The organism is Streptomyces sp. NPDC025833, from assembly GCF_055558055.1.
The window spans coordinates 63990-90184 of sequence record NZ_JBVHNF010000023.1; the positions used below are offsets into that span (position 1 = coordinate 63990).

Consider the following 26195-nt stretch of genomic DNA (forward strand, 5'->3'; position numbering starts at 1 on the left):
CCACCGGGAGACACCATGGAGACACCCGACGTCCGCGCGGTCGTCACCGGCACCACCGCCGAGGTCCTCGGCGTCGACCACACCGACCTGCACACCGCCGGCGCACTCACCGACCTGCCCACCTTCAGCTCCTTCAGGATCGTGGAGATCGTCGAGCGGATCGAGGAGGAACTCGGCACCGAGGTCGAGGCCGGCGAACTCACCCCGGACAACCTCAGCCGGCTGGACACGCTCGTCGCCCTCTTCGAGCGGACCCTGCGCGCGAGCGGGGTGCCCGGATGACCGTCACCGACCTCCCCCGCACGGCATGGCGGCCCGCCGACCTCGAACGCGCGGTCCGCGAGGTCGAGACGGAAGCCGCCCGGCACGCCGAAGCCTGCGACCGCGAGGCCCGCTTCCCCGTCGAGGCCCTGCGGGCCATGCGCCGCACGGGACTGCTCGGCCTGCTGGTACCCGCCGAGGACGGCGGCCCCGGCGGCAGCACCACGGACCTGCTCACCGTCAGCAGCCGCCTGTCCCGCACCTGCATGTCGGTCGGCATGATCTTCACCATGCACTGCCAGCAGACGGCCGCCGTCGTCCGCGACGGCGGCCCGCTGCGCGAACGCCTGCTGCCCCGCATCGTCCGCGGCGAGCTGTACCTGGCCTCGGTGACCACCGAAGCCGCCACCGGCGGCCACCTGCTGTCCTCCGGATCGGCACTCACGGCCGACGGCGACTCCCGCATCCGCGTCGACCGCTTCGCCCCCGTCGTGACCGGCGGCAGCCACGCCGACGGATTCCTCATCACCGCCCTCGCCCCCGACGCCGCGTCCCCCTCCCAGCTCTCCCTCGTCTACGCCGACCGCGACCAGCTCGACATCACCGCCCGCGGCGGCTGGAACCCGATGGGCATGCGCGCCACCCACAGCGCCCCCCTGCACCTGGCCGGCGAGATCCCCCGCGACCAGGTCATCGGCGACCACGGAGGATTCCGGGACATCGCGGTACGCACCTTCGCCCCCCTGGCCCACCTGGGCTGGGCGGCGTGCTGGCAGGGCGCCGCCGACGGCGCCCTGCAACGCGTCGTGACCCTGCTGCGCGCCGAACGGCGCCGCCACGACCTGGAATCCCCCCTGCTGCTCACCCGCCTCTCGCGGGTCCGCCAGCGGCTGGACACCGTCCACGCGCTCGTCACGCACGCCGCGTCCGTCCTCGCCTCCGCCGAGGACACCACCACCGCACCGGTGCAGCTCCTGCTCAACGCGGTGAAACTGACCGCGTCCGAGCTGTGCCCGGCCGCGGCCGACGAACTGATCGACCTGATGGGCATGCGCCACGGCTACCTGCGCGACTCGCCGACCGGCCTGGAGCGGACCCTGCGCGACCTGCGCTCCGCCCCGCTGAACTACAGCAACGACCGCCTGCACGCGGCCGACGGAGTCCTGGCCCTGATGGACCGGGAGGTCCGCCATGTCTGACTCGCCGTCCGACCTGTCCGACCTGTTCGGTCTGTTCGCCCGGACCGCCCGCCGCCACCCGGACCGGCCCGCCCTGTGCGTGGCCGGCCGCACCCTCACCTACCGGGAACTGGCCCGGGCCGCCGACCGGCTCGCCGGCCACCTCGGCCCCGTCCCGCCCGGAGCACGGATCGGCCTGCTCGCCTCCCGCTCACCCCTGGCCTACGCCGGCTACCTGGCCGTCCTGCGCGCCGGGGCCACCGTCGTACCGCTCAACCCGCTCCACCCCGCGCACCGCAACGCGACGATCGCCGCCCGCGCCGGCCTGCGCTCGGTCCTCACCGACACCGCCCTGCGGGATCTGCTGCACACGAGCGGGGTTCCGCTCGCCCTGGCGACGGCGGACGGCACCCCGGCGGGACACCACACCCCGGCCCCACCGCCCGGCACCGCCCCCGAGCCGCCCGGCGAGGCGCCCGCCTACATCCTCTTCACCTCCGGCTCGACGGGCGTCCCCAAGGGCCTGCCCATCGCGCACCGCAACGTGCTCCCCTACATCGCCCACCAGGTGGAACGCTACGAGGTCGGCCCCGGCGACCGGCTCAGCCAGACCTTCGACCTCACCTTCGACCCCTCCGTGTTCGACATGTTCGTCACCTGGGCCGGCGGCGCCACCCTCGTCGTGCCCCGGCGCGAGGACCTCGCCGACCCGGTCGCCTTCGCCCGGGACCGGCAGCTCACCCACTGGTTCTCCGTACCGTCGGTGGTCTCGCTGGCCGCACGCATGCGCAGGCTCCCCGCCGACAGCCTGCCCGGCCTGCGCTGGGGGCTGTTCGCCGGGGAGCAGCTGACCCTCAAACAGGCGGCCGCCTGGCACCGCGCCGCCCCGCACGCGGTCATCGAGAACCTCTACGGCCCCACCGAACTGACCGTCACCTGCACCGCCTACCGCCTCCCGGCCGACCCCGCCGACTGGCCGGCGACCCGCAACGCCTCCGTCCCCATCGGCCACTGCCTGCCGCACCTGGAACACGTCGTCCTGGACGAGACCGGCCGCCCCGCACCCGAGGGCGAACTGTGCGTACGCGGCGCGCAGCGCTTCGCCGGCTACCTCGACCCCGGCAACAACGCCGGCCGCTTCCTGCACTGGACGCCCGGCACCCCCGCCCGCGCCCACGACACCCCCGACGCCCCCGCACCGCGGCTCTGGTACCGCACCGGCGACCGGGTCGCCGAGGAACACGGGGTGCTGACCCATCTCGGCCGCCTGGACGCCCAGGTCCAGGTGCACGGCTACCGCGTGGAACTGGGCGAGGTCGAGGCGGCCCTCGGCAGCCACCCCGCGGTGCAGGACGCCGCCGTCCTCTTCGACGGCACTGACCTCCAGGCCCTCTACGTGGGCGCCCCCGTACCGGCGCCGGAACTGGCCGGCTGGGTCGCGGACAGGCTGCCCGCCTACATGGTCCCCGGCCGGTTCCTGCGGGTGGAGCGCTTCCCGCTCAACGACAACGGCAAGCTCGACCGCAAGAGGCTGGAGACGCTGGCATGCTGAGGAACGACCACGACGCCCTCTGGCACAACTCCCTCACCCCGCAGGCCGTCCGGGACGGCGGCCTCGACCGCACCGCCGTCGTGCACGGCAAGGGCTGCCGCCTCCAGGACGCCACCGGCGCCTGGTACCTGGACGCGCGGGCGGCCATGTGGAACACCACCCTCGGCTACAGCTGCGAACGGATCGTGGACGCCGTCACCGAACAGCTCCGCCGCCTGCCGGTGGCCCAGGTCATCCGCTACGAGGAGCCCGCCGAGATCTCCCTGCGCTACGCCCGCCGGCTGGTGGCCGCCCTGCCCGACCCCCTCAACCACGTCCGCTTCGGCAGCACCGGCTCCCAGATGACCAGCGCCGCCGTGCTGCTGTCCCGCTTCGTGCGCAAGGTCCGCGGCGAGACGCGCCGCGTCAAGGTCCTCGCCTTCACCAACGGCTACCACGGCACCGGGGGCCTGGCCGGGGCGCTGACCGGCGAACGGCAGATGCACGCCCTGCAGGCCCCGCTCGTCCCGGACGTCCACCACGTCCGCCCCTGGGACCCGGCCGCCCTCGAACGGGCCGTGGAACGCCACGGACCGCAGCACATCACCGCCGTGATCGTGGAGCCGATCATGGGCACCGACGTCCTGCCCGCCCCCGCGGGCGTACTCGCCCGGATCCGCGACCTGTGCGACCGGCACGGCATCCACCTCATCGCCGACGAGGTCACCACGGGATTCGGCCGGACGGGCGCGATGTCGCTCATGGCCGCCCAGGGCGTCCTGCCCGACCTGCTGGTCCTGGGCAAGGGCATCACCTCCGGCTACTTCCCGCTGGCCGCCCTGGTCTGCTCGGACACCGTCTTCGACGAGGCGCTCTCCCGCCCCGACTACGTCTTCCCGCACGGCTGCACCGCCGACGGCCACCCCGCCGCCATGGCCGCCGGACTGGCCGTCCTGGAGGAACTGGCCGACGGCACCCTGCTCCAGCGGGTGCGCACCACCGGAGCGGCGATCCGCCGGAGCCTGCGTGCGGCGGCCGAGGACATCCCGCTGATCCACGAGGTACGCGGCGAAGGCCTCATGACCGGCGTCGAACTGCGCACCCCCGCCGGCCGGCCGGGCGCGAGCGAGATGGCCGCCGTACGGGACGCCTGCAAGACCGCCGGCCTGCTGCTCACCAGCACCAACAACACGCTGGTGCTGATGCCCCCGCTCGTGCTGGACGAGGCGGAGGCCGACGAACTGGTGGAACGGCTCACCACCGCCCTGCGCACCGTCGGGCACACCTCGTGACCGGGCGCCCCGTCGTCGCGGTCGTCGACGGCTTCGGCTCGGCCGACCGGCTGGCCAAGGCGTTCGACGCGGCCGGCCACGACTGCGTCCGCGTGCAGAGCACCGTGGACATCCCCGACCACTACCGCAGCGAACTCGACCTCGGCCGGTACACCGCCAACCTCGTCCACACCGGCGACGTCGAGACGACCACCCGGCTGCTGGCCGCCCACCGGCCGGTCGCGGTGATCGCCGGCGCCGAGCAGGGCGTCGAACTCGCCGACCTCCTGTGCCAGGCGGCCGGACTGCCGGGCAACGGCACCGCCCTCAGCCACGCCCGGCGCACCAAGGACGTGCAGACGCGGACCGTCGCCGCGGCCGGCCTGCCCACCGCACGCCAGCTGCCGGTCACCGACGCCGGCCGGCTGCGGGCCTGGCACGAGCGGCTGGGCGGACGCGTCGTGGTCAAACCCACCCGCAGCGCCCGCAACGACGGGGTGAGCGTCTGCGACAGCCCGGCCGACTCCGTCGCCGCCTACGAACGCGTCCGCCGCGCCGTCAACAACTTCGGCCTGCGCAACGAAGGGGTGGTGGCCCAGGAGTACCTGATCGGCACCGAGTTCGTGGTCAACACCGTCAGCCGGGACGGGCACCACCGCGTCACCGACACCTGGCGCTACCAGAAGATCGACGTCAACGGCGTCCGCGACCGCATCAACGGCATCGTCTCGCTGCCGCCGTCGGACCCGCGCTGGACCCGGCTGCGGGACTACGCCTTCCCGGTGCTCGACGCCCTCGGCATCGCCCACGGCCCCGCCCACCTGGAGATCATCCTGACCGCCGACGGCCCCCGCCTGGTGGAGGTCGGCGCCCGCCTGTGCGGCTCGGACGTGGCCCGGTACGCCGTCCTCGCCACCGGCGAGTCGCAGATCGACCGCACGGTGCAGGCGTACACCGACCCCGCGGCCTTCCTCGCCGACACCGCCACCCCCTACCGCAGGGACGCGCACGCGGCGATGGCCTTCCTCGCCTCCCCGCTGGAGGGCCGCCTGACCTCCTACCCGCTGCTCGGGGAGGTGGAGCGCCTCGACAGTTACCAGGGCATGACCCTGAAGGTCACCCCGGGCCAACGGCTGCACCGCACCGTCGACGACAGCACCGAGCCGCTCACCGTCGGCCTGGCACACTCCGAGGCCGCGACGCTGGAGAAGGACTTCCAGACCGTCTGCTACCTCGACGGCCACGGCTTCTACGAAGTGGAGGCGGACCGGCGCGCATAACCCCCCGTACACGGGCGTCCCGCGCCGCCCCGCGCCGGGACGTCACGATCGTGCGCGATCTCGACGGCTTCGGCTTCCCCCACGGGGAACCGGAGCACCGAGACCGTCCCGCCGCCGTCCGTACGGGGACGGCGGCAGCCGGCACCGCACAGCGCTGCCGGCGCACCGACCGACATCAGGGAGCATCGTGGCCGAGGGCTGGCGCAGAGACTTCAACTTCGTCTGGGCGGGCGAGACCGCCTCGCTGGTCGGAACCCAGGTGTACCAGCTGGCCATGCCACTGACCGCGGTCCTCACCTTCGACGCCACCCCGGCCCAGCTGGGACTGCTGGGCGCGCTGACCTTCGCCCCCTACGTCCTGCTCGGGCTGCCCGCGGGCCTGCTCATCGACCGCTTCCGGCGGCGCGGAGTACTGATCCTGGCCAACCTGGGGCAGGCGCTGCCGATCGGCGCCATCCCCCTGCTGGCGGCACTGGACCTGCTGACGTTCGGCCGGCTGCTGGCGCTGGCCTGCGCCGCCGGGACGGCCCGGGTATTCTTCACCATCGCCTACCGCTCCTACCTGCCGGCGATCGTGCCACCGGAGCACCTCACGGGCGCCAACTCCCGCCTGACCTCCAGCGAGTCCGTGTCGGAGATCAGCGGCCCGGGCCTGGGCGGCGCGCTGGTGCAGCTCGTGGGGGCACCGTTCGCTCTGCTCGTCGACGCCTTCTCCTACCTCGCCTCCGCGCTGGGCGTCTCGGCGGTCCGCAGCCGCGAGAAGCCCGTCACGCCGGACCCCGCGCCGCTGCGCATCCAGATCGCCGACGGGTTCCGCTTCACCTTCTCCAGCAGCTACTTACGGGCCACGCTCGGCGAGGCCGCCAGCTACAACCTGTGCTGGCAGATCGTCCTGACGATCCTCACCCTGTTCGCGGTGAAGGAACTGGACATGAGCCCGGGCACCCTGGGACTGATGCTGTCCGTCGGTGCCGTCGGCGCCCTGCTCGGCGCGGCCCTCACCGACCGCCTCGCCCGCCGGGTGGGCCTGGGCCGCACCCTGGTCATCGCCGCGGTGATCGGCGACGTCGCCCCGCTGCTCCTGCCGGCCGTGCACCGCGGCACCTGGGCGGCGCCCCTGTTCGCCGCCGCGTTCTTCGTGCAGGGCTTCGGCATCACCGCCTGCAACGTGCACACCATGACGATCCGGCAGACCGTGACCCCGCAGCGGCTCCTGGGCCGCACCAACGCCGCCTACCTCTTCATCGCCCTGGGCGTGAAGCCGGTCGGCTCGCTCCTCGGAGGCTGGCTGGGCACCCGGCTGGGCCTGCGCGGAGCGCTGCTGGTGGGCACCGTGGGCCTGCTGAGCACCTGCCTCTTCCTGGCCCTGTCCCCGCTGCGCAAGGTCCGCACCCTGGACGGCCTGCGCCCCGAACCCCCCGAGGAGACCCGCGCCCCCGCCCCGGCGGCCACCCCCTGAACGCCCCGCGCCCCGGGACCGCGCCCGCGGGCCGCCCGGCTACCGGTCCCGCTCCGCGACGAAGATGCAGAACGGGTGGCCCTCGGGGTCCCGGTAGACGCGGAAGCGCTCCTCGTCGTCGGCATCCGGCCGGTCCCGGTCGCTGAGCAGGCTGCCGCCGAGGGCGAGCACCCGCTCGTGCTGCTCGCGCAGCTCGGCCAGTGAGGTGACGCTCAGGTCGAGGTGCATCTGCTGGGGCACCGGGCCGTCCGGCCAGTCCGGTTCGCGCAGGCGCGTCACCTGCTGGAAGGCGAGCCGCGGGCCGCCGTCGGGGTGGCGCAGTACGAGCCAGTCCCGGCCGCGTTCGTCCGGCTGCCCGGCCGGGGGCGGCTCGTCCCCCGGGGCGTAGTCGAGTCCCAGCAGGGACCGGTAGAACTCGGCGAGTTCACGGGCGTCGGTGCTGTCGAGCACGGTCTGCACCAGCCGGATGCGGCTTGTGTCGTCGGTCATGGGCTCCAGGTGCCCCTCCCGGCCCCGCCCGAACGGGCCGCCCGGGGGAACGGACGCCCGGCGGACCGGTCCGGCCGGGTGCGGGAAGAGCGCAGGGCGCCTTCCCGGCGAGCGGGAGAAGGCGCCCTGCGCGAGCCCGGAGGCCTACTTGAACCAGTAGCGGACACCGCGGTGGTGCGAACAGGTGCCCTGCGAGTGCCGCGAGTAGGACACCGAGGCGTCCTTGCACTTGGCGGTCTCGTACTTGTCCTTGGGCTTCTGGTGGTGCGTCCACCCGCACAGCCCGGTGGTGTGGGAGACGCAGCGGTGGGCGGTGTTGGTGGCCGGCAGCGTCGCCGCGGACGCGGTCGGTGCGCTGAAGAAGACGCCGGCCACGGCCACCGCCACGGCGGAGACGGTCAGACGAGCACGCAAAGGGCCCCCCCCTTTATCGAGATGAGCTGGTGCAGGGGAGACACCCTATACAAACTTCAACCACCAGCGGACCGCTTGCGGTTGACGCGGTACCGGCATGCGCCCCCGCCGCCGGCCGGTACGGCGGCGGGGGAGTTCATTCCGCCAGGTCCGGGGTCCGTATCGGGCGGCGGAACCCGCCCGAGCGCACGGCCAGGATCCCCACGCCCGCCAGCGCCCAGACGACGCCCACGATCTTGGCCGGGGTGTCCAGGCTGATCCACAGGGCCGCGTTCACGACGAACCCGAGGCCCGGCAGCAGCAGTTGCAGCACGGCGGCGGCGGGCCCGCGGGCCTCCGCCCGCCCCGCCCGCCGGTCGCGGACCCAGAAGCCGATCACCGCCAGGTTCACCGCGGCGAAGGCCACGTACGCACCGAAGTTGATCAGCGACGCGGCGCTGCCGAGGTCCAGGAAGACCGCGGAGGCGGCGATGAGGCCCACGACGAGCACGTTGACGGCCGGGACACCGGTGCGCGGATCGACCCGTCCGAAGACCGCGCGCGGCAGCATCCCGTCGCGCCCCATGGCGAAGAGCAGCCGCGCCGCGCTCATCTGCTGGGTCAGCCCGCACCCGAGGACCGCGGTGAGGTACCCGCCCACGAAGACGGTCTGGAACGCGGCGCCGCCGATGTACCGGGCGATCTCCGGCGAGGCGCCCACGATGTCGCCCACGGCCGAGACGTCCGGGAAGAGCGTCTGCATGACGTAGGTGACGGCGAGGAAGAACACCCCGGCGGCGGCCACGATGAGCAGGATGGCCCGCGGGATGTCCCGGCGCGGGCGCTCGGCCTCCTCGGAGAGCGTGGAGACGGCGTCGAACCCCAGGAAGGACAGGGCCAGCAGCGACGCCCCGCCGAACAGGTCGGGCAGCGACACCGTGGCCGGGTCCAGCCCGGTGCTCCCGAAGGACCGGCCGTGGGTGAGGACCGCGCGCACCGCGAAGAACAGGAACGCGACGGCCACCCCGGCCTGGACGATCACGAGCGCCACGTTCACCCGGGCGGCCAGGCGCACGCCCACCAGGTTCAGCGCCGTGCAGATCACCACGGTGGACAGCACCCACACCCACGCCGGGACCGCGGGCAGGACGGCCCCCATGTAGATCGCGGCCAGCAGGGCGTTGAGCATGGGCAGCAGGACGTAGTCGAGCGTGGCGGACCAGCCCACCAGGAAGCCCACGGGCGTCCCGAGCGCCTTGCCCGCGTAGGTGTACACGGACCCGGCGGAGGTGATGCGGCGGGCCATCCGCGCGTAGCTGAGCGCGGTGAGCCCCACCGCGACGAGCACGGCCAGGTAGGCCAGCGGCACATGGCCGCCGGTCGCCTCCGAGACCAGGCCGAAGGTGTCGAACACCGCCAGGGGCGCCATGAAGGCCAGGCCGAGGAAGACGATGTGGCGCAGCTTCAGACCGCCGCGCAGCCGGGCGCCCCCGGGCGCGCCGTGGCCCGGCCCGGCAGCGCCCCGCGGGGCGGCCGCGTCCTCGGAGACGGCCGCGGCGGCCCCGGAGGGCCGCGGGGAGACCTCAGGCATGGGCGTGACCGCCCTCGGCCCGGGCGGAACAGGACGTGGGCGCGCCGTAGTGGCCGGCGGTGGCGCGCGCCGTGGCGGCCTCGTGGACGACCTCGCCGCCCACCCAGGTGACCTCGGCCCGCTGGTCGAGCAGCGCCGCCGGATCGGATTCGAGCGCGTAGAGGTCCGCGGACCACGCGACGAGGTCCGCCCGGGCGCCCTCGCGGACGACGCCGTACTCGTCCTCCCGGTGCCAGGCCCAGGCGCCCTCGGCGGTGTAGCCGCGCAGCGTCTCGTCCAGCCCCAGGCGCTCCGCCGGGGTCCAGGCGTCCCTGCCGTCCAGCCCGGCCCGCGTCAGGGCCGAGTAGAAGCCCACCAGCGGGTCCATCTCGCCCACCTGCCAGTCGCTGGAGAGGGCCACGTGGGCGCCGGAGCCCATGAGGGAGCGCAGCCGCCAGGCCCGGTCCCAGCGGGCCTCGCCGACGTTCTCCATCCAGGTGCCGGCCACCAGGTCCGGGGAGCAGTGGCGCGGCTGCATGGCCGCGGTGACCCCGAGCCGGGCGAAGCGCGGCAGGTCCTCCGGGGCCAGGCACTCGACGTGCACGAGCCCGTGGCGGCGGTCGCGGGTGCCGTTGGTGCGCGCGGCGTGCTCGACGGCGTCCAGGGCGAGGCGGATGCCGCCGTCGCCGGTGGCGTGGGTGTGCGTCTGGAAGCCGAGGCGGTCCAGCTCGGTGACGACCTGGGTGAGTTCGCCCAGCGGCGCCGAGGGGTGGCCGCGGTGGCCGGGCCGGTTGGCGTAGTCCTCCAGCATCCAGGCGTTGTGGGGTTCGATCACGTCGTCGGCGTAGAGCTTGACGGGGCCGAACGACAGGCGGTCGCCGCTCGGCGCGGTGTCGGCCGCCTGGCGCAGGCTGCGGCGGAACGCACCGTCGGAGCCCATCGGGTGGAAGAGCGCCGCGATGACGCGGGAGCTGAGGCGTCCTTCGTCCTGCGCGCGCCGGAACAGGTCGATCTCCGCGAGCGGGACCTGCGGTTCGACCACGGTGGTGATGCCGGCGGCGGTGGCCATCTCCAGGCTGCCGAGCAGCTTGCGGTAGCGCCGCTGCGGCGAGTACATCGGGATGTCGCGCTGCAGGCCGGCCAGGCCCGCCGTCGTCATGGCGCTGGTGTAGAAGTCGGTGACCCATCCGGTCGCCCGGCCGTCGGCGTCCCGTTCCGGGCGGCCCCAGGGGATGTCGCCGCCGTCGTCCAGCCCCAGCGCGCGGACGGCGGCGTCGTTGAGCCACACCGAGTGCTGGTCGTAGGTGGTGACGAAGACCGGGCGGGAGGTGATGCCGGCCAGGTCCCCGGCCCGCGGGCGCCGGCCGTGGACCACCGAGTAGACGGCGTTCTCGGCGCAGATCCAGGTCAGGTCCGGGCGCGCGCCGGCGAGTTCGGCGAGCCGGCGGCGGACCTCCTCCAGGGTGTCGGCCCCCTCCAGGCTGACGGCGTCGGGGTCGAAGCCGAGCAGCAGGTGGTTGTGGCTGTCGATGATGCCGGGGGTGAGCAGGCCGCCGTCCAGGCGGCGGTGCTCGCGGGCCGCGGGGGCGTCCGTCTCCTCGCCCACGAAGGCGATGCGCCCGCCGGTGATGCCGACGGCGCCGGCCCACGGCCGGGCGTCGTCGAAGGTGCGCACACGTGCGCCGGTGATCAGGGTGTCGAGCATGGTGGTCCTCGGTTCTGGGCCGCACTGCGAACGGGCGCGAGGGCGCGCGGAGACGGTGCGCGAGTTTTTTGCCATCAGCGTCAAAGAATGGGTCGAGTGTCATGACAACCTCCGCTAGTGTCAAGACATGGCCCGCCCCAAGAACCAGGACGAACGCCGCGCCCACCTCATCCAGGCGGTGATCGACACCACCGCCCGCACCGGACTGCGCTCCCTCTCGCTGGCCGACGTGGCGCGCCGGGCGGGGCTGACCCGGGGTGCGGTTCTGTACTACTACGACGACCTGGACGCGCTGCTGAGCGAGGCCTACCGGGCGGGCATGGAGCGCTTCTGCGACCGGCGCGACGCGCTGCGGGACACCATCGCGGACCCGGCACGGCTGCTGGGGGAGACGATCCGCGCCGGGCTGCCCACGGGGCCCGACGACGCGCTGATGCGCCTGCTGTACGAGTTCGACGTGGTCGCGGGCAGCTCGCCGCTGCACACCACGCTGGTCGAGGCGATGTACGAGCGGCAGCTGGCCACGTACCGCGCCGTACTGGAGCGGGGGGCCGGCGCCGGGGTGTTCGACCTTTCGCTGGACACCGCGACGGCGGCCCTGAACCTGGTGGCGCTGGAGGACGCGTACGGGCTGCACATCGTGGCCGGCAACACCCGGATCAGCGTGGGGCGGGCCGCCGAGGCGATGTTCGACGCCGCCCGGGTGTTCGGCGCGCCGGCCGTGTGAGCGGCCCCGGCGCCGGTGCGGTGCGTCCGGCCGGTGACCGGGGCGGCCGCGTCACGTCTGCGCCGCCGGATCCGCCGCGGCCCGGCGCCCGCGGCGGGCGCCGGGCCGTTCACGGGCCGGTGCCGGGGCGGGCCTCCAGCAGGGCACGCAGCGCGGCCTTGTCCGGCTTGCCGCTGGGCGCCACGGGGACCTCGCGGATGCGGGTGATCCCGGCCGGCACGTCGCCCTCGCCGAGCTCCCGGGCCACCAGCCGGCGCAGTTCGTCCGCATCCGGCGCGGCCCCGGGGTGCGGGACGACGAAGGCGTGGATCGCCTCACCGGTCCGCTCGTCCGGCACCCCGACGACGTACGCCTGGTCGACGCCGGGATGGGAGGCCAGGACGCGCTCGACGGGGCCCGCGTAGTGGACGACGGCATTGACGATGACGATGTCGCGCGTGCGGCCGGCCAGGCGCAGCCGGCCCTGCGCGTCGAGCCGGCCGAGGTCGCGCGTGCGGACCCAGCCGTCCCGCAGGACCTCCGCGGTCTCCGCCGGGTCCTGCCAGTAGCCGCGGAACGCGTCCGCCGTCCGGACCCACACCTCGCCGGTCCGGCCCGTGGGGAGTTCCCGGCCGTCCTCGTCGCGCACGGACATCGCGACGGTGTCCAGGGGCCGTCCGACGCTGTCGGCCAGGCCCGGGTCGGCCGCCAGCTCCTCCGGTTCCAGGACGGTCAGCATGCCCGTCTCTGTCTGGCCGTAGGCGTGGTGGACCACCGGCCCGAGCAGTTCGGACGCCTCGGTCAGCCGGTGCGGCGCCAGCGGGGACCCGGCCACGACGAGCGCCCGCAGGCTGCCGGTGTCCACCGCCCGGTGGCGCACGGCGTCGAGGATGCCGTACAGGCGCGGCACCGTCGTCAGACAGGCGGTGACGCGCCGGTCGGCGAACACCTCGGGGAAGTGCGGGGGCTGGTCCGGTATGACGGCGGTGCCCCCGCCCAGCAGCGCCAGGACCAGGTGCTCGAACATGACGGCGCTGGTGAGCGTGCCGAACAGCAGGAAGCGTTCGTACCGTGCCGCCAGCCGCCGGGTGCGCTCGCTCCAGCGGGCGGGCTGGAGGGCCCAGCCCTCGGACAGGGCGCCGTAGGTCACCATCACGCCCTTGGGGCGGCCGGTGCTGCCGCTGGTGAGGTGGACGACGCCGACGCCGCCGCGGTCGCCCCGCGCGGTCAGCTCGCCGGGGCCCGGCGCGGTCCGCGCGGCCCGCCGCAGCACGCCGTCGGTCCGCAGCACCGCGACGCCCGCCGCCGCGGCGGCCGCCCCGGCCGGCCCGCCGGTGCCGTCCGTCACCACGGCGCCGACGCCGCGGGCGAGGATGTCGTGCAGGTGCCCGCGGGTCAGCCCCGGGCGCAGGCCCACCACCTCGCACCCGACGACGTGCGCGGCCACCCGGACGGCGAACGCCTCCGGGGTGACACCGGTGCCGAGGGCCACCCGGGACCCGGCGGCCAGGCCGGCGGCGCGCAGCCCCCGCACGAAGGCGGCGACCAGCACGAGCACCTCCGCCCGGTCCACCACGCGGCCCCGGTACTCGAAGGCGGGCAGGGAGGGGGCGGCGCGGAACGCGTCGAGGAGGGCCTGCGGAAAGACGTCCCCGGGCTTTTCGTCCATTTCGTCTCCCCTCTGTGCCGGAAAAACCGGCGCGAAGGCGGTGAATGACTGGAAAGCGACCATTCCGGGTGAGGGGCTGCGGACCCGGCCGTCAATCGCCCTCACGTTAGCCGACGGGGCGGATTCACCACCCAGGGAATCCTGTGACCTACGCCACACGGAGGCGGTCTAGTCGCATGCTTTAAAGATCAAGTAATGTCTTTTCCCGCCCCGACGGAAGGCAGGACGACCCATGTCTGACTTAGGACAGGTTGACTATCTCGTCATCGGCGGCGGGCCCGCCGGCCTGCAAGCCGGTTACTTCCTCGAAAAAAGCGGCAGGAATTACCTCATCGTCGACGAGGGCGACGCCCCGGGCGCCTTTTTCACCCGTTTCCCCAGACACCGGACGCTCATCTCCTCGAACAAGGTGCACACCGGGTGGAGCGATCCGGAGATGCGGCTGCGCGTCGACTGGAACTCACTGCTCTCCGACGAGGGCCCGCTCTTCACCGCCTACTCCCCGCGCTACTTCCCGCCGGCCGACGACATGGTCCGCTACCTGGCGGACTTCGCCCGGGCGCACGGCCTGCGCATCCGCCCGGCCACCCGCATCACCCGCGTCAGCCGGCCCGGCGGCGGCCCGTTCCTGGCGACGGACCGGCATGGCAACGTTGTCCGGGCCCGCCGGATCATCGTCGCCACCGGCGTCTCACGACCCTACGTGCCGCCCATCGAGGGCGCGGGGGAGGCGGAGCACTACGCCGAGGTGTCCGTCGACCCGGCCGAGTTCACCGACCGGCGCGTACTGATCATCGGCCGCGGGAATTCCGCCTTCGAGACCGCCGACCACCTCATCGAGACCGCCGCCGTCATCCACGTCGCCGGACCCGGTTCGCTCAAACTCGCCTGGCGGACGCATTTCGTCGGGCACCTCCGGGCCGTCAACAACAACTTCCTGGACACCTACCAGCTCAAGTCGCAGAACGCCGTACTGGACGGTGACATCCTGCGCATCGCCCGGAAACCGGACGGTACCTATCTCGTCAGCGTGAGATTCGCCCGCGTCGAAGAAGTCGTGAAAGACATCTCCTACGACCGGGTCATCCTGGCCACCGGATTCCGTTTCGACGCCTCGATCTTCGACGACGACTGCCGCCCCGACCTCGTCGTCAAGGACCGCTTCCCGCGGCTCACCAACGCCTGGGAATCCGTGAACGTGCCCGGCCTCTATTTCGCCGGCACCATCACCCAGTCCCTGGACTTCAAGAAGTCCACCAGCGGTTTCATCCACGGCTTCCGGTACGGCGTACGGGCACTGCACCGCATCCTCGAACACCGCTACCACGACCGGGAGTGGCCGCACACCGCCCTGCCCGCGGACCCGGGCCCCGTCACCGACACGCTCGTCCGGCGGGTCAACCGCACCTCGGCGCTGTGGCAGATGTTCGGGTTCCTCGGCGACGCGGTACTGGTCGGCGCCGACGGCACGGTCCGCCACTGCGAGGAGGTACCGGTGGCGCACCTGCACGAGGCCGCCGCCCGGGGCGACTTCGGCGACCTCGCCGCCTACTTCGCCGTCACCCTGGAGTACGGCGCCGACCACGACCGGGTCGACCCCTTCGACATCACCGTCGGCAGGACCCCGCAGCAGGACACCGGCGGCCTCGACGCCCGCTACCTCCACCCCGTCGTACGGCACTTCCTGCCCGACGGCACCGGCAGAGCGGTCGCCGAGCACCACCTCACCGAGAACCTGGAGAACGAGTGGGACGACCCCGGCGTCCACGTCGGCCCGCTGCGCTCCTTCCTCGCCTCCCGGCTGCCCGCCGGCGAGGAACACCCGGCCGGCGGGCAGAGCGCCGCCCCCCGCGCATGACCGGCCCGGGAGCCGGCCCCCCGCCCGGCCCGGCCGGGCGGGCACGCGCGGAACTCAGCCCCGAGCACTACGACTTCTTCGCCGGCGGCGCGGGCCGGGAGACGGCGCTCCGGGAGAACGAGGACGCCTTCGCCCGGCTGGCCCTGCTGCCCCGGATACTGCGCGGCAACACCGACCGCGACACCCGGGTGAACGTGCTGGACCGGCAGTGGCCGGCGCCGTTGTTCGTCTCGCCCACCGCCTTCCACCGGCTCGCCCACCCCGACGGCGAACTGGCCACCGCACGCGCCGCCGCCGCGACCGGCACCCCGCTGGTGACCGGGATGGCCGCCACCACCGCCGTCGCGGACGTCACCGCGGCCGCCCGCGCGGTGGACCCGGAGGCCGTCGTCTGGTTCCAGCTGTACCTGCAGCCGCGCCCCGACGTCACCGCCGAACTGGTGCGCCGCGCCGAACGGGCCGGCTGCTCCGCGCTCGTCGTCACCGTGGACTCCCCGGTCTTCGGCACCCGCACCCGCGACCTGCGCAACGGCTTCCACGACCTGCCGCCCGGCCTCGCGGCCGAGAACATGCGCGGCCTGCCCGGCAGCCCGCCCGGCGGCACACGCGACATCGCCATGTGGCCGGCCGGCTGGGACGACCTGGGCCGGCTGCGCGAGCTGACCGGCCTGCCGCTCGTGCTCAAGGGCGTGCTGCACCCCGAGGACGCGCGCACGGCCGTGGACCGGGGCGTGGACGCGCTGCTCGTGTCCAACCACGGCGGCCGGCAGCTCGACGCCGCCCCGGCATCCGTCGAGGCCCTCCCGGCGGTGGCCGAGGCGGCCGCCGGACGCGTACCGGTCCTCATGGACGGCGGCGTCCGCCGGGGCACCGACATCGCCCTGGCCCTCGCGCTCGGAGCCCGCGCCGTCGGAGTGGGACGGCCCGTGCTCTGGGCCCTCGCCACGGGCGGCGAGGCAGGCGTACGGCAGGCGCTCACGGCCCTGCGCGAGGACTTCGGCCAGGTCCTCGCCCTCACCGGCGGGCACCGGCCCCGGGACCTCACCGCCGACCAGGTGGTCCCGCGCGGGCCCGCGCACCGGCCCCGGTCGGGGGAGCGGACATGGTGAGCCGGGCGAAGGCGGCGGCCCTGGCGGCGGGCGGCGCACTGCTGCTGTCCGCACCGGCCTGGCTGCCCGGCCGCGTCGTCGCCCTGCGCACCAGGGTGTTCGCCCGCGTCAACGGCGACGAGGCCCTGCTCCTGCCCAACGCCGTCTTCGGCCCCGACCGCTTCCAGGAGGTCTACGGCCACCCGGCCGCCGGGGGCCGCAGCAAGGGCGCGGCCCTGTCCGACCTGTTCTGGTACTGGCTCGCGCCCGGCGCCGACGTCCACCAGGAGCACCTGGAGGCCGGCCCCCGCTACGACGAGGTCGCCCGGCACACCCTCGCCATCCTCTCCGGCCCGTCGGCGCAGCTGTCGGCCGCGGCGGCCCGGCTCACCCGGCAGGCCCTGGCGGCGGCCGGCACCGGCCGGGTGCGATCGGTGCGGCTGCGCGACCTGATGATGCCGGTGTGGGCCGGGTTCTTCTACGAACTGGTCTTCCAGGAGCCCTGCCCGGACGAGGCCCGGCGGCTGATCGTCGCCAACGCCGAGGACGTCGTCAACGCCCTGAAGTGCACCCGCCCGCGCCACCTGCGCCGCAGGCACCGGCTGACGCGCTACCTGCTGCACCGGCTGGCGGCCGGTGACGTGCCGCACCCGCTGCCCGCCGGCCTGAGCCGGCGCCAGCAGGCGTTCTACCTCCAGGGCACCTTCTTCAACACCGCCGTCGTCCAGATGTCGGAGGCGATGGCCCACCTCCTGCTGGTCCTGGCGCAGCACCCGGGGACGCAGCGACGGGTGGCGGCCGGCCCCGACGACGACCGCCACCTGACCCACGTCATGCACGAGACGTTCCGCCTCTACCCGCTGTTCGGGGTGGCCCACCGGATCACCACCGCGGACCTCACGCTCGACGGCCTGCCCACCATCCCGGCGGGCTCCGTCCTGGCCTTCAGCTACCCCGACTACCACGCGGCCGGCCACCGCGACCCCGAACGCTTCGACCCCGAGCGCTGGGAGTCGCTGTCCGTGCGCGACGCCCACCACATCCCCTTCGGCGTCGCCGCCAACCGGCCCTGCCCCGCCTGGCGCCTGGCACCGGTCGTCATGCGCGCCGCCACCCGCGAGGTGCTGGCCCGCTACGTGCTCGACTCCTCCGTCGGCCACACCCGCTCCATCCCGCACCGCGCCCCCTGCCTGCTCTTCCCCCGCGACCGGCCGGTCCCGCGACGCCTGCGGACCGCCCTGCGCACCGCCCTGGCCGTCCGCGACCGGGCCGAGGACGTCGGCCGCAGCCTGCTGCAACTCGTCCTCGGCACCTGGATGGTGCTGGACGCCCGCCGCACCGGGCCCGCCGCGGCGTACTTCGCCCGGCACGACACCGAGGGCCGCCCGCTCGACGACGGCCACGACGGCCACGGCGTGCCCGGCGCCGCGGCCGGACCGGACCGGCCCGCGGCCACCTGCCCCTACCCGCGCCGCGACGCCTGACGGCGGGCCCCCACCCCGCACCCCTGAGGAGTCACCGTTGTCGACCACCGAGCTGGGCCCGGCGTTCTTCCTCGCCGTGGCCGTCGTCCTCGTCGTGTGCCGCCTCGTCGGCCGGCTCCTGCGCCACGTGGGCCAGCCGCCCGTGGTCGGCGAGATGGTCGCCGGCGTGCTGCTCGGCCCCTCCGTGCTGGGCCTGGCCTCACCCGGCCTGGAGGAGGCCCTGTTCCCGGACGAGATCCGGCCCGTGCTCTACGTGGCGGGGCAGATCGGCCTCGTCGTCTTCATGTTCCTGGCCGGGTACGAGTTCCGCACCGACCGGCTGCGGTCGGTGGGCCGCACCGCGGTTTCCGTCTCGGCGGCCGGCATCGTCGTCCCGCTGCTGCTGGGCACCGCACTGGCCTGGGCGGCCCGCGACGCCGTGGGCCTCTACCCGGACGGGGTCTCGGCCACGGTGGGCGCCCTGTTCGTCGGGGTGACGGTGGCCATCACCGCCTTCCCGATGATGGCCCGGATCATCACCGAGCGCGGCCTGTCGGACACCCGGTTCGGGGCGGTGTCCCTGGCCGCGGGCGCCCTGGACGACGCCGTGGCGTGGGTGCTGCTGGCCGGGGTGCTCGGCATGGCGGGCGGCGGCCCGGGCACCTTCCTGACGGCGGTGGCCGGCACGGCCGGGCTCGCGGTGTTCCTCGGGGTCCTCCTCCGCCTGCGGCCGCTGCTGCTGGAGCGGGCGCGACGGCTGACCGGGGAGCACATGCTGCTGGTCACCGTCCTGCTGCTGTTCCTCGCCGCGTGGTACACCGACCGCATCGGCCTGTACGCCGTGTTCGGCGCCTTCAGCCTCGGCGTCGCCGTGCCCCGCGACGCGGTGGTGACCCGCGCGGTGGCCTCCCTCGCACCGCTCGGCCGCATCGTGTTCCTGCCCCTGTTCTTCGCCTACTCCGGACTGAACACGGACTTCACGCTGCTCTCCGACGGCAGGCTGCTGCTGTTCACCGCGGCCTGCGTGGCGGTGGCGGTGGTCAGCAAGTTCGGCGCCTGCTGGGCCACCGCACGGCTGCTGGGCGAACCGCAGGCGGTCGCCGTCCGCGTGGGCACCCTGATGAACGCGCGCGGCCTCATGCAGCTCATCGCCATCAACGTCGGACTGGCCGCCGGCATCGCCTCGCCCGCCCTGTTCGGCGTGCTCGTGATCGTCGCCCTGGTCACGACCCTGATGACGACTCCCGTGCTGGCCCTCCTGGACCGCCGCGACCGCTCCCGGCGGCCGGCGGAGCCCGCACCGGCCCCGGCGGCCCCGGGGGAGAACACCCCGATCTGAACCGCGCCCTCCCGCACCGGGCGCGACGCCGGCCCATCGTCACGCACAGCGACCGAAACCCCGGGACGCACCGTGTGCGGAAGCTGATGTCCCACTCTTCCGCGCGCGGGCGTACGCCGATACGTGACGTGCCCGTACACCGCGCGCCGGTGCTCCCTCGGGAGCGCCACGGACGGGTGACGAGGGGATGCCGGGGCCGAAGTGATGGGCATGCGAGAGGCACACACGGTCACGACCCGGGGGTGTGTGACCGTCCCCGCCCCCCACGAAAGGACACCGCATGTCGTTCACCGCACGAGCTGTGGGCCTGATCGCCGCGACCCTCCTGACGGTCCCCCTCACCCAGGCACACGCCGGCGTTCCCCACCGGGCCGCGGCAGGCCCGGTCGGCCCCAACCTCGTCAGCAACGGCAGCTTCCTGAGCCCCGGCGTCACCCGCGAGCAGCGCTACAAGCCGTTCAACTCGGACACCGACGCCCCCATCGCGCCCTGGGAGGTCACCGCCGGCGAGGTGCACATCTTCTCCGAGCACGAGGCGGGCGCCGGCGGCGCCCAGGCCGCGGACCTGACCGGCGGCCCCAAGGCCACCATCAGGCAGGTCGTCCACCTCGACGAGGGCACCCGCTACCGGCTGACCTGGCAGGAACGCACCGAGACCTGGGAGGGGTGCGGGGTCAAGCCCGCCGAGAACCAGAAGTACCAGGTCGCCGTCACCGGCCAGCGGGCCAGGACCTACACCCCCACCTCGTCCTGGCAGCCGCCGGACCCCAGCCCCCTGGACTTCACCGCCACCGCGGACGACACGGTCGTGCAGTTCATCTCCGCCTCCGACAACTACGTGGCCCCCGAACACTGCGGCGCGATGGTCACCCGCATCTCGCTGAAGGAACTCCGGGGCGGCGGCAACTGACCACGCGGTCCCGCCCGCACCCGAGGGGCGTGCCGCCGCGGGACGGCGCGCCCCCTGCGCAGAGGAGCCCCAGCGTGAAACACACCGCCACCGCCTGCCTGCTCGCCGCCACCGCCTGGCTCACCGCGCCGGGTCCCCTCACCGCGACCGCGCACGGCACCGCGGCCGCCGCCGGACCGGCGGTCCGCAACGGCACCTTCACCGACCCGGCCGCCCCCGCCGGCGCCTACCTGCGGATCACGGGCGACTCCGCCCGCGGCCCGGCCCACTGGTCACTCACCCGCGAGGACATCGACCTCTACAGCCCGTCCCTGGCCCACCTCGACGACGGCCAGGCCGCCGACCTCACCGGGTCACGGAACGGCGCCATCGGCCAGAGCGTGGCCACCACGGCCGGCCAGAGCTACGAACTCACCTGGCAGGACGCTCCCGACACCTGGCCCGGAGCCCCCCAGGACCCGGCCGGCCCCGATCCGGAGAAACAGAGCTGCCTGGACAAGAACGCCGCCGACCAGCCCTACCAGCTCGTGATCGGCGAGACGCGCGCCGTCACCTACCGGCCGTCCGGCACCGGTCACCAGCCCCACTGGACCCCCAGGACCAGGCAGTTCACCGCCCGGGAGGACGACACCGTCATCCGGTTCGCCTCCCAGTCCGCCACCGCGTCCCTGCCGCACTGCGGCCCGCAGATCACCCACGTGGCCCTTCACCCGGCAGCCGCCTCCCACGGGTAGGCGGGGTTCAGGCGGGGAGGGAGGCGAGCCAGGCGGTCAGCAGGCGGTTGACCTCCTCGGGGCGCTCCTGCTGGACCCAGTGCCCGCATCCTTCCAGGACGTGGGCAGAGGCCAGACCCGGGAGGGTGACCGGGTAGGCGTCGATCGCGTCGGCCATCCAGGTCGTGGAGGCGTCCAGGGCGCCGCCGATGAACAGGGACGGCTGCCTGACCGGGGCGCCCTCGTACGGGGCGAGGTCCGCCCAGTCGCGGTCCATGCAGCGGTAGCGGTTGAGGGCGCCGGTCATCCCGGTGCGCTCGAACTCCCCGGCGTAGACGTCGAGGTCCGCCTCGGTCAGCCAGGCGGGCAGCCCGCCGCCGGGGAAGCGGTCGCGCAGCCGGCCGCCGTCGCGGGCCACGAAGTGCGGGTCGGGCTCGCCCGGGCCGGGCATGGTGCCGGCGGACAGGGCCGCGTAGAAACCCGCGAGCCAGCCCCGGACGTCGGGCTCCATCTCCGCCTCGGCCCGGCCGGGCTCCTGGAAGTAGGAGACGTAGAACTCCTCGTCGCCGCCCATCCGCGCGAAGACGTCGCCGGGGCGGGGGCCGCCGGGCGGCGTGTAGGGGACGCTCAGCAGCCCGACGGCGCGGAAGACCCCGGGATGGAGCAGGGCGGAGGCCGCCGCGATGCCGGAGCCCCAGTCGTGCCCGACGACCACCGCGCTGTCCTCGCCCAGGGCGCGTACCAGGGCGACGTTGTCCTCCACCAGCTCGACCATCCGGTACGCCTCCCGCGCCGCCGGCCTGGAGGAGCGGCCGTAGCCGCGCACGTCCAGCGCCACGGCCCGGTACCCCGCCGCCGCGAGGGCCGGAAGCTGGTGGCGCCAGGAGTACCAGGACTCCGGGAAGCCGTGGACGAGCAGGACCAGCGGGCCGCTGCCCTGTTCGACCAGGTGCAGGCGCCCGGCGGGCCCCGCGACGGTGCGGTGGTGTGGACCGGCGGACGACGGGGACGGGTGCATGGCTTCTCCTCGGTTCACCGGACGGACCGCGTTCACCCCACGGATCATCCGGCCCGGCGGCCGGCGGACGTGAGCGTTTTTGCCGTTCCGGCAAATCGGCAGGACAGGGCGCCGGACGGCTTCGGTCAAGAGTTGGATCCCTCTTGCCTCCCGTCCGGGAAAGACGCTGGATCGCCGGGCGAGCCCCGCCTTACCGTGACGCCATGAGTGATCACCCGGAAGCGCCTGTCGCGCCCGTCGAGGCCTATGAACCCCCTTACTACGCAGCCGTCTTCACCAGCGTGCGCACCGAGGAGCAGAGCGGCTACGGCGAGACCAACGCCCGTATGGAAGACCTCGTCAAGGACGTTCCCGGGTACCTGGGGATGGACCACGCGCAGACCCCCGGCGGGCTGAGCATCACCGTCGGGTACTTCCGCGACGCCGACGCCCTCGCCGAGTGGCGGAGCGACGCCGAGCACCGCGCGGCGCAGCGGCGCGGACGGGCCGACTGGTACCAGAGCTACACGCTGCACGTGGCGAAGGTGGAGCGGAGCCACGGATTCACCCGGGAACAGGCCCCGCAGAGCCCGACGGCGGACTGACCGGCCCGGCTCGCCCTGGCCCGGCCGGGGCGACCGGCACCTGGCACCACTGGCATCCCACGACACCACTGGCGCCATCTGGCATCACATGGCGCCACTCCGCGCCACCGGAGGCACCTGGAAGGACCGACGCCACCGTCTCCTCCACCCCCTCCCGCGCCTTTTCCGCAGGTCACAGCGGACGGGCTCATCGCGCCACACGCAAGTCGCCCTGGCTGCTTGCGTGTGGTGCCATGGTGGTGCCATGATGGCGTCATGGACCTCACCCCGTATGTCGACACCATCCACCGCGAACTCATGGTGGCTGCCGACGCCGGCGGCGACGAAGCCCGCGAGCTGGCCGAGCGGCTCACGGCCCCCCTGGCGTCGGCGACCCGGCTGACCATGCTCAACGTGCTCTCCGCCGCGATGGACGAGATCACCCGTGAACTCGCCCCCGGCTCGGTCGACGTACGGCTGCGCGGACTGGACCCCGACTTCGTCGTGACACCGCCGCCCGCCGACGGTGGTGCCACCTCCGGGCCGGCGGCCGCGCCCGCCGGACCGCTCCCCGCCCCGGCCCCGGCCGACGACGAGGGAGGCACCGCCCGCGTCAACCTGCGACTGCCGGCCCACCTGAAGGCGCGCGCCGAGGAGGCCGCGAACCGCGAGGGCCTGTCGGTCAACGCGTGGCTCGTGCGGGCCGTGTCGGCCGCGGTCGACGGCGGCGGCGGCACACCGCGCCCCGCGGAGCGCGCCGCCGGCATCGGGCAGAGCTTCACGGGCTGGGTGCGCTGACCGCGCCCCGGCCCCCGCACCTCGAAGAAGCACAGCACCACCACACCACGTCCCACCAGCGGGGACGCTCCCAGGACTCATGAGGACGGTACAGCCATGCCTTCTTTCGACACTCCCGAACCGATCGCCGTCGTCGCCCACGTCGGCGCCGGCTCCGTCCGCTTCGCCGCGAGCGACCGGTCCGACACCCTCGTCGAGGTGCGGCCCGGCGACCCCGGGCGGGACAAGGACGTCCGGGCCGCCGAGCAGACCGAGGTCTCCTACGCGAACGGCGTCCTGACCATCGGCACCAGGGAACGCCGGTTCATCGGGCCGACCGGCGCCGTCGACGTGCTGGTGGAACTGCCCACGGGCTCGCGCGTGGAAGCGACCGGCTCCTGGACCCAGGTGCTCGGCCAGGGCCGGCTCGGCGAGGTCCGGGTGAAGACCTCGGGCGGTGACGTCCGCCTGGACACGACCGGCCGGCTCCAGCTGACCGCCGCCCACGGCTCGGTCACCGTGGACCGGGTCGAGGGCGGGGCGGAGATCACCACCAGCTCCGGCAGCGTCCGCGTCGGCTTCCTCGAAGGCCCCGCCGTCCTGAAGAACTCGCACGGCTCCACGACCGTCGGCGCGGCCATCGGCGACCTGCGGGTCAACCACGCCAACGGCGACATCGACATCACCCGCGCCGAGGGCTCGCTCACCGCCACCACCGCCCACGGCACGCTGCGGGTGGGCGAGGTGGCCCGCGGCGAGGTCCAGCTGGAGACCTCCTACGGCGCCATCGAGATCGGCATCCGCGAGGGCACGGCCGCCTGGCTCGACGCACACTCGGGCGCCGGACGGGTGCACAACATGCTCACCGCGTCCGACACTCCCGCGCAGACCGAGGACACCGTCAAGATCCGCGCCCGCACCCGGTACGGCAACATCGACGTCCGCCACGCCACGGCCTGAGCACCTCCCGACGGCACCACCCACCCGCGCCGTCCCCCTCCGCCGGTCACCCGCACCCCTGCTCACCCCTGCCGCTCCACCCCCGTCACCCGACTCCTCGAACGGGAGGACTCCATGCCTTCATCTGTCATGCCCACGTCCAGACAGGGCGGCGGGCCGGCACCGGCCGCCGTCACCGCCGTCGGCCTGCGCAAGGCGTACGGCGACAAGACCGTCCTCGACGGCGTCGACCTGCGCATCCCCACCGGGTCCGTCTTCGCGCTGCTCGGCCCGAACGGCGCCGGCAAGACCACCGTCGTGAAGATCCTCTCCACCCTCGTGTCCGCCGACGGCGGGCAGGCCCAGGTCGCGGGCCACGACATCGCCACCTCCCCGGACGGGGTGCGGGCGGCGATCGGCGTCACCGGGCAGTTCTCCGCCGTCGACGGCCTGATCACCGGCGAGGAGAACATGCTCCTGATGGCGGACCTGCACCACCTCACCCGCCGGGACGGACGGCGGGTGACCGCCGAACTGCTCGGACGGTTCGACCTCGCCGACGCGGCGAAGAAGCCCGCCGCCACCTACTCCGGCGGCATGAAGCGCCGCCTGGACATCGCGATGACCCTGGTCGGCAACCCGCGGATCATCTTCCTCGACGAACCGACCACCGGCCTCGACCCGCGCTCCCGGCACACCATGTGGGGCGTCATCCGCGAACTGGTGACGGGCGGGACGACCGTCCTGCTCACCACCCAGTACCTGGAGGAGGCCGACCAGCTCGCCGACCGCATCGCGGTGCTGAACGACGGCAGGATCGCCGCCGAGGGCAGCGCCGGGGAACTCAAGCGGCTCGTCCCCGGCGGACACGTACGACTCGGATTCCGTGACCCGGCCGCCTTCCGGTCCGCCGCCACCGCACTGCGGGAGGCCGCCGGGGACGACGAGGCGCTCACACTGCGGATCCCCTCGGGCGGCAGCCAGCGCGAACTGCGCTCCGTCCTCGACCGGCTGGACGCGGCCGGCATCGAGGCGGACGAGCTGACCGTCCACACCCCCGACCTCGACGACGTGTTCTTCGCCCTGACCGGCGGCACCGACCGGACCAAGGAGACCGCCCGATGAGCACCACCGCGGCGCCCGCCCGCCCCTCCCGACTCTCCCTCGCCGTGCGCGACTCGTCCACGATGCTGCGCCGCAACCTCCTGCACGCCCGGCGCTACCCGTCCATGACGCTGAACCTGCTGCTCACACCGGTCATGCTCCTGCTGCTCTTCGTCTACGTCTTCGGCGACGTGATGAGCGCCGGCATCGGGGGCGGCGGAGCCGACCGCTCCGCGTACATCGCCTACCTCCTGCCGGGCCTGCTGCTGATGACCATCGGCAGCACCACGATCGGCACCGCCGTCTCCGTCGCCATGGACATGAACGAGGGCATCATCGCCCGCTTCCGCACCATGGCCATCCACCGCGGCTCCATCCTCATCGGGCACGTCGTCGGCAGCGTGGTGCAGTCGGTCGTGAGCGTGCTCCTGGTCGGCGCCGTCGGCGTGGCCATCGGCTTCCGCTCCACCGACGCCACGGCCCTGGAGTGGCTCGCGGCGTTCGGGCTGCTGGTGCTCTTCACCCTGGCGCTCACCTGGATCGCGGTCGGCATGGGCCTGGTCAGCCCCAACGCCGAGGCCGCGAGCAACAACGCGATGCCGCTGATCTTCCTCCCGCTCATCTCCAGCACCTTCGTGCCGGTGGACGCGATGCCGGGCTGGTTCCGGCCGATCGCCGAGTACCAGCCGTTCACCCCGGCCATCGAGACCCTGCGCGGCCTGCTCCTGGGCACCGGGATCGGCCACAACGGCTGGCTCGCCCTCGCCTGGTGCCTGGCCCTCACCACGCTCGGCTACTTCTGGTCCAAGGCGGCCTTCCAGCGCGACCCGAAATAATCCGCGACCGACCGCCCCCCCTCACGCGGGCGGCGCACCCCGACCCCTCCGGTGCGCGGACGGTGCGGTGGCGGG

General features: G+C 74.0%; 24 protein-coding genes. 18 read left to right on the top strand and 6 right to left on the bottom strand.

The window, feature by feature from the left end:
• The first annotated feature begins 15 nt into the window (after positions 1-15).
• The 6 genes from ACZ4K2_RS32840 (at position 16) to ACZ4K2_RS32865 (ending at position 6980) form a co-directional block, all read left to right on the top strand.
• On the top strand, positions 16-282 hold the full coding sequence (locus ACZ4K2_RS32840; RefSeq protein ID WP_467479156.1) for a phosphopantetheine-binding protein: 267 nt from the start codon (positions 16-18) through the stop codon (positions 280-282).
• Positions 279-1460: an acyl-CoA dehydrogenase family protein gene (locus ACZ4K2_RS32845; RefSeq protein WP_467479154.1), complete on the top strand. Its 1182-nt coding sequence runs from the start codon at positions 279-281 to the stop codon at positions 1458-1460. The genes ACZ4K2_RS32840 and ACZ4K2_RS32845 overlap by 4 nt, the downstream gene beginning before the upstream one ends.
• The gene (locus ACZ4K2_RS32850) at positions 1453-2991 is read left to right on the top strand and encodes an amino acid adenylation domain-containing protein (protein WP_467479152.1); all 1539 of its coding nucleotides are present in this window, start codon (positions 1453-1455) and stop codon (positions 2989-2991) included. The genes ACZ4K2_RS32845 and ACZ4K2_RS32850 overlap by 8 nt, the downstream gene beginning before the upstream one ends.
• A complete protein-coding gene (locus ACZ4K2_RS32855) occupies positions 2985-4262 on the top strand; it encodes an aminotransferase family protein (protein ID WP_467479150.1) in 1278 nt (425 codons plus the stop codon). Before ACZ4K2_RS32850 ends, ACZ4K2_RS32855 begins: the two co-directional genes overlap by 7 nt.
• Positions 4259-5521, top strand: a complete 1263-nt coding sequence (locus tag ACZ4K2_RS32860; protein WP_467479148.1) for an ATP-grasp domain-containing protein — start codon at positions 4259-4261, stop codon at positions 5519-5521. The genes ACZ4K2_RS32855 and ACZ4K2_RS32860 overlap by 4 nt, the downstream gene beginning before the upstream one ends.
• 187 nt (positions 5522-5708) lie before the next feature.
• Positions 5709-6980: an MFS transporter gene (locus tag ACZ4K2_RS32865; protein WP_467479147.1), complete on the top strand. Its 1272-nt coding sequence runs from the start codon at positions 5709-5711 to the stop codon at positions 6978-6980.
• Between the two features lie 39 nt (positions 6981-7019).
• Here ACZ4K2_RS32865 and ACZ4K2_RS32870 read toward each other — a convergent pair whose 3' ends face one another.
• The 4 genes from ACZ4K2_RS32870 to ACZ4K2_RS32885 form a co-directional block, all read right to left on the bottom strand.
• Positions 7020-7469 (bottom strand): VOC family protein, encoded by a 450-nt coding sequence (locus ACZ4K2_RS32870; protein ID WP_467479145.1) that lies wholly within the window; start codon positions 7467-7469, stop codon positions 7020-7022.
• Between the two features lie 144 nt (positions 7470-7613).
• On the bottom strand, positions 7614-7883 hold the full coding sequence (locus ACZ4K2_RS32875; RefSeq protein WP_467479144.1) for a DUF3761 domain-containing protein: 270 nt from the start codon (positions 7881-7883) through the stop codon (positions 7614-7616).
• A 136-nt stretch (positions 7884-8019) separates the two neighbouring features.
• A complete protein-coding gene (locus ACZ4K2_RS32880; RefSeq protein ID WP_467479143.1) occupies positions 8020-9453 on the bottom strand; it encodes an APC family permease in 1434 nt (477 codons plus the stop codon).
• Positions 9446-11137 (bottom strand): amidohydrolase, encoded by a 1692-nt coding sequence (locus tag ACZ4K2_RS32885; RefSeq protein ID WP_467479141.1) that lies wholly within the window; start codon positions 11135-11137, stop codon positions 9446-9448. Before ACZ4K2_RS32885 ends, ACZ4K2_RS32880 begins: the two co-directional genes overlap by 8 nt.
• A 127-nt stretch (positions 11138-11264) precedes the next feature.
• Here ACZ4K2_RS32885 and ACZ4K2_RS32890 point away from each other — a divergent pair, with 127 nt between their 5' ends.
• The gene (locus ACZ4K2_RS32890) at positions 11265-11864 is read left to right on the top strand and encodes a TetR/AcrR family transcriptional regulator (protein ID WP_467479139.1); all 600 of its coding nucleotides are present in this window, start codon (positions 11265-11267) and stop codon (positions 11862-11864) included.
• Between the two features lie 109 nt (positions 11865-11973).
• On the opposite strand, the gene ACZ4K2_RS32895 is transcribed toward ACZ4K2_RS32890, so the two are convergent.
• On the bottom strand, positions 11974-13512 hold the full coding sequence (locus ACZ4K2_RS32895; RefSeq protein ID WP_467479137.1) for a class I adenylate-forming enzyme family protein: 1539 nt from the start codon (positions 13510-13512) through the stop codon (positions 11974-11976).
• A gap of 232 nt (positions 13513-13744) precedes the next feature.
• Here ACZ4K2_RS32895 and ACZ4K2_RS32900 point away from each other — a divergent pair, with 232 nt between their 5' ends.
• From ACZ4K2_RS32900 to ACZ4K2_RS32925, 6 genes are all read left to right on the top strand, one after another.
• The gene (locus ACZ4K2_RS32900; protein WP_467479135.1) at positions 13745-15370 is read left to right on the top strand and encodes an NAD(P)-binding domain-containing protein; all 1626 of its coding nucleotides are present in this window, start codon (positions 13745-13747) and stop codon (positions 15368-15370) included.
• Positions 15367-16479 carry an alpha-hydroxy acid oxidase gene (locus ACZ4K2_RS32905; protein WP_467479133.1) on the top strand — a complete coding sequence of 371 codons (1113 nt, stop codon included), beginning with the start codon at positions 15367-15369 and terminating at the stop codon, positions 16477-16479. Before ACZ4K2_RS32900 ends, ACZ4K2_RS32905 begins: the two co-directional genes overlap by 4 nt.
• Complete coding sequence (locus tag ACZ4K2_RS32910; protein ID WP_467479131.1) at positions 16473-17942, top strand: cytochrome P450; 1470 nt, start codon at positions 16473-16475, stop codon at positions 17940-17942. The genes ACZ4K2_RS32905 and ACZ4K2_RS32910 overlap by 7 nt, the downstream gene beginning before the upstream one ends.
• Before the next feature lie 37 nt (positions 17943-17979).
• On the top strand, positions 17980-19260 hold the full coding sequence (locus ACZ4K2_RS32915; protein WP_467479130.1) for a cation:proton antiporter: 1281 nt from the start codon (positions 17980-17982) through the stop codon (positions 19258-19260).
• A 280-nt stretch (positions 19261-19540) separates the two neighbouring features.
• Complete coding sequence (locus ACZ4K2_RS32920) at positions 19541-20170, top strand: DUF642 domain-containing protein (protein ID WP_467479128.1); 630 nt, start codon at positions 19541-19543, stop codon at positions 20168-20170.
• A gap of 74 nt (positions 20171-20244) precedes the next feature.
• Positions 20245-20904: a DUF642 domain-containing protein gene (locus ACZ4K2_RS32925; RefSeq protein WP_467479126.1), complete on the top strand. Its 660-nt coding sequence runs from the start codon at positions 20245-20247 to the stop codon at positions 20902-20904.
• A 7-nt stretch (positions 20905-20911) separates the two neighbouring features.
• On the opposite strand, the gene ACZ4K2_RS32930 is transcribed toward ACZ4K2_RS32925, so the two are convergent.
• Positions 20912-21901 (bottom strand): alpha/beta fold hydrolase, encoded by a 990-nt coding sequence (locus tag ACZ4K2_RS32930; RefSeq protein ID WP_467479124.1) that lies wholly within the window; start codon positions 21899-21901, stop codon positions 20912-20914.
• A 203-nt stretch (positions 21902-22104) separates the two neighbouring features.
• Between ACZ4K2_RS32930 and ACZ4K2_RS32935 the strand changes: the two genes are divergently transcribed.
• From ACZ4K2_RS32935 to ACZ4K2_RS32955, 5 genes are all read left to right on the top strand, one after another.
• Positions 22105-22485, top strand: coding sequence for an antibiotic biosynthesis monooxygenase family protein (locus tag ACZ4K2_RS32935; RefSeq protein WP_467479122.1), 381 nt, complete (start codon positions 22105-22107; stop codon positions 22483-22485).
• Between the two features lie 255 nt (positions 22486-22740).
• The gene (locus ACZ4K2_RS32940; protein WP_467479120.1) at positions 22741-23262 is read left to right on the top strand and encodes a toxin-antitoxin system HicB family antitoxin; all 522 of its coding nucleotides are present in this window, start codon (positions 22741-22743) and stop codon (positions 23260-23262) included.
• Positions 23263-23358: 96 nt separating this feature from the next.
• Positions 23359-24201 (top strand): DUF4097 family beta strand repeat-containing protein, encoded by an 843-nt coding sequence (locus ACZ4K2_RS32945; RefSeq protein ID WP_467479118.1) that lies wholly within the window; start codon positions 23359-23361, stop codon positions 24199-24201.
• A gap of 129 nt (positions 24202-24330) precedes the next feature.
• Complete coding sequence (locus tag ACZ4K2_RS32950) at positions 24331-25305, top strand: ATP-binding cassette domain-containing protein (protein ID WP_467479116.1); 975 nt, start codon at positions 24331-24333, stop codon at positions 25303-25305.
• Positions 25302-26120 carry an ABC transporter permease gene (locus ACZ4K2_RS32955; RefSeq protein ID WP_467479114.1) on the top strand — a complete coding sequence of 273 codons (819 nt, stop codon included), beginning with the start codon at positions 25302-25304 and terminating at the stop codon, positions 26118-26120. Before ACZ4K2_RS32950 ends, ACZ4K2_RS32955 begins: the two co-directional genes overlap by 4 nt.
• Positions 26121-26195 lie beyond the last annotated feature (75 nt).

Bases quoted from the DNA above. Each gene is read 5' to 3' on its own strand.
- ACZ4K2_RS32885 (WP_467479141.1), bottom strand. From the start codon at position 11,137: ATGCTCGACACCCTGATCACCGGCGCACGTGTGCGCACCTTCGACGAC.
- ACZ4K2_RS32880 (WP_467479143.1), bottom strand. From the start codon at position 9,453: ATGCCTGAGGTCTCCCCGCGGCCCTCCGGGGCCGCCGCGGCCGTCTCC.
- ACZ4K2_RS32855 (WP_467479150.1), top strand. From the start codon at position 2,985: ATGCTGAGGAACGACCACGACGCCCTCTGGCACAACTCCCTCACCCCG.
- ACZ4K2_RS32840 (WP_467479156.1), top strand. From the start codon at position 16: ATGGAGACACCCGACGTCCGCGCGGTCGTCACCGGCACCACCGCCGAG.
- ACZ4K2_RS32930 (WP_467479124.1), bottom strand. From the start codon at position 21,901: ATGCACCCGTCCCCGTCGTCCGCCGGTCCACACCACCGCACCGTCGCG.
- ACZ4K2_RS32850 (WP_467479152.1), top strand. From the start codon at position 1,453: ATGTCTGACTCGCCGTCCGACCTGTCCGACCTGTTCGGTCTGTTCGCC.
- ACZ4K2_RS32940 (WP_467479120.1), top strand. From the start codon at position 22,741: ATGGACCTCACCCCGTATGTCGACACCATCCACCGCGAACTCATGGTG.
- ACZ4K2_RS32895 (WP_467479137.1), bottom strand. From the start codon at position 13,512: ATGGACGAAAAGCCCGGGGACGTCTTTCCGCAGGCCCTCCTCGACGCG.
- ACZ4K2_RS32905 (WP_467479133.1), top strand. From the start codon at position 15,367: ATGACCGGCCCGGGAGCCGGCCCCCCGCCCGGCCCGGCCGGGCGGGCA.
- ACZ4K2_RS32900 (WP_467479135.1), top strand. From the start codon at position 13,745: ATGTCTGACTTAGGACAGGTTGACTATCTCGTCATCGGCGGCGGGCCC.
- ACZ4K2_RS32935 (WP_467479122.1), top strand. From the start codon at position 22,105: ATGAGTGATCACCCGGAAGCGCCTGTCGCGCCCGTCGAGGCCTATGAA.
- ACZ4K2_RS32920 (WP_467479128.1), top strand. From the start codon at position 19,541: ATGTCGTTCACCGCACGAGCTGTGGGCCTGATCGCCGCGACCCTCCTG.
- ACZ4K2_RS32845 (WP_467479154.1), top strand. From the start codon at position 279: ATGACCGTCACCGACCTCCCCCGCACGGCATGGCGGCCCGCCGACCTC.
- ACZ4K2_RS32890 (WP_467479139.1), top strand. From the start codon at position 11,265: ATGGCCCGCCCCAAGAACCAGGACGAACGCCGCGCCCACCTCATCCAG.
- ACZ4K2_RS32950 (WP_467479116.1), top strand. From the start codon at position 24,331: ATGCCCACGTCCAGACAGGGCGGCGGGCCGGCACCGGCCGCCGTCACC.
- ACZ4K2_RS32955 (WP_467479114.1), top strand. From the start codon at position 25,302: ATGAGCACCACCGCGGCGCCCGCCCGCCCCTCCCGACTCTCCCTCGCC.
- ACZ4K2_RS32870 (WP_467479145.1), bottom strand. From the start codon at position 7,469: ATGACCGACGACACAAGCCGCATCCGGCTGGTGCAGACCGTGCTCGAC.
- ACZ4K2_RS32945 (WP_467479118.1), top strand. From the start codon at position 23,359: ATGCCTTCTTTCGACACTCCCGAACCGATCGCCGTCGTCGCCCACGTC.
- ACZ4K2_RS32910 (WP_467479131.1), top strand. From the start codon at position 16,473: ATGGTGAGCCGGGCGAAGGCGGCGGCCCTGGCGGCGGGCGGCGCACTG.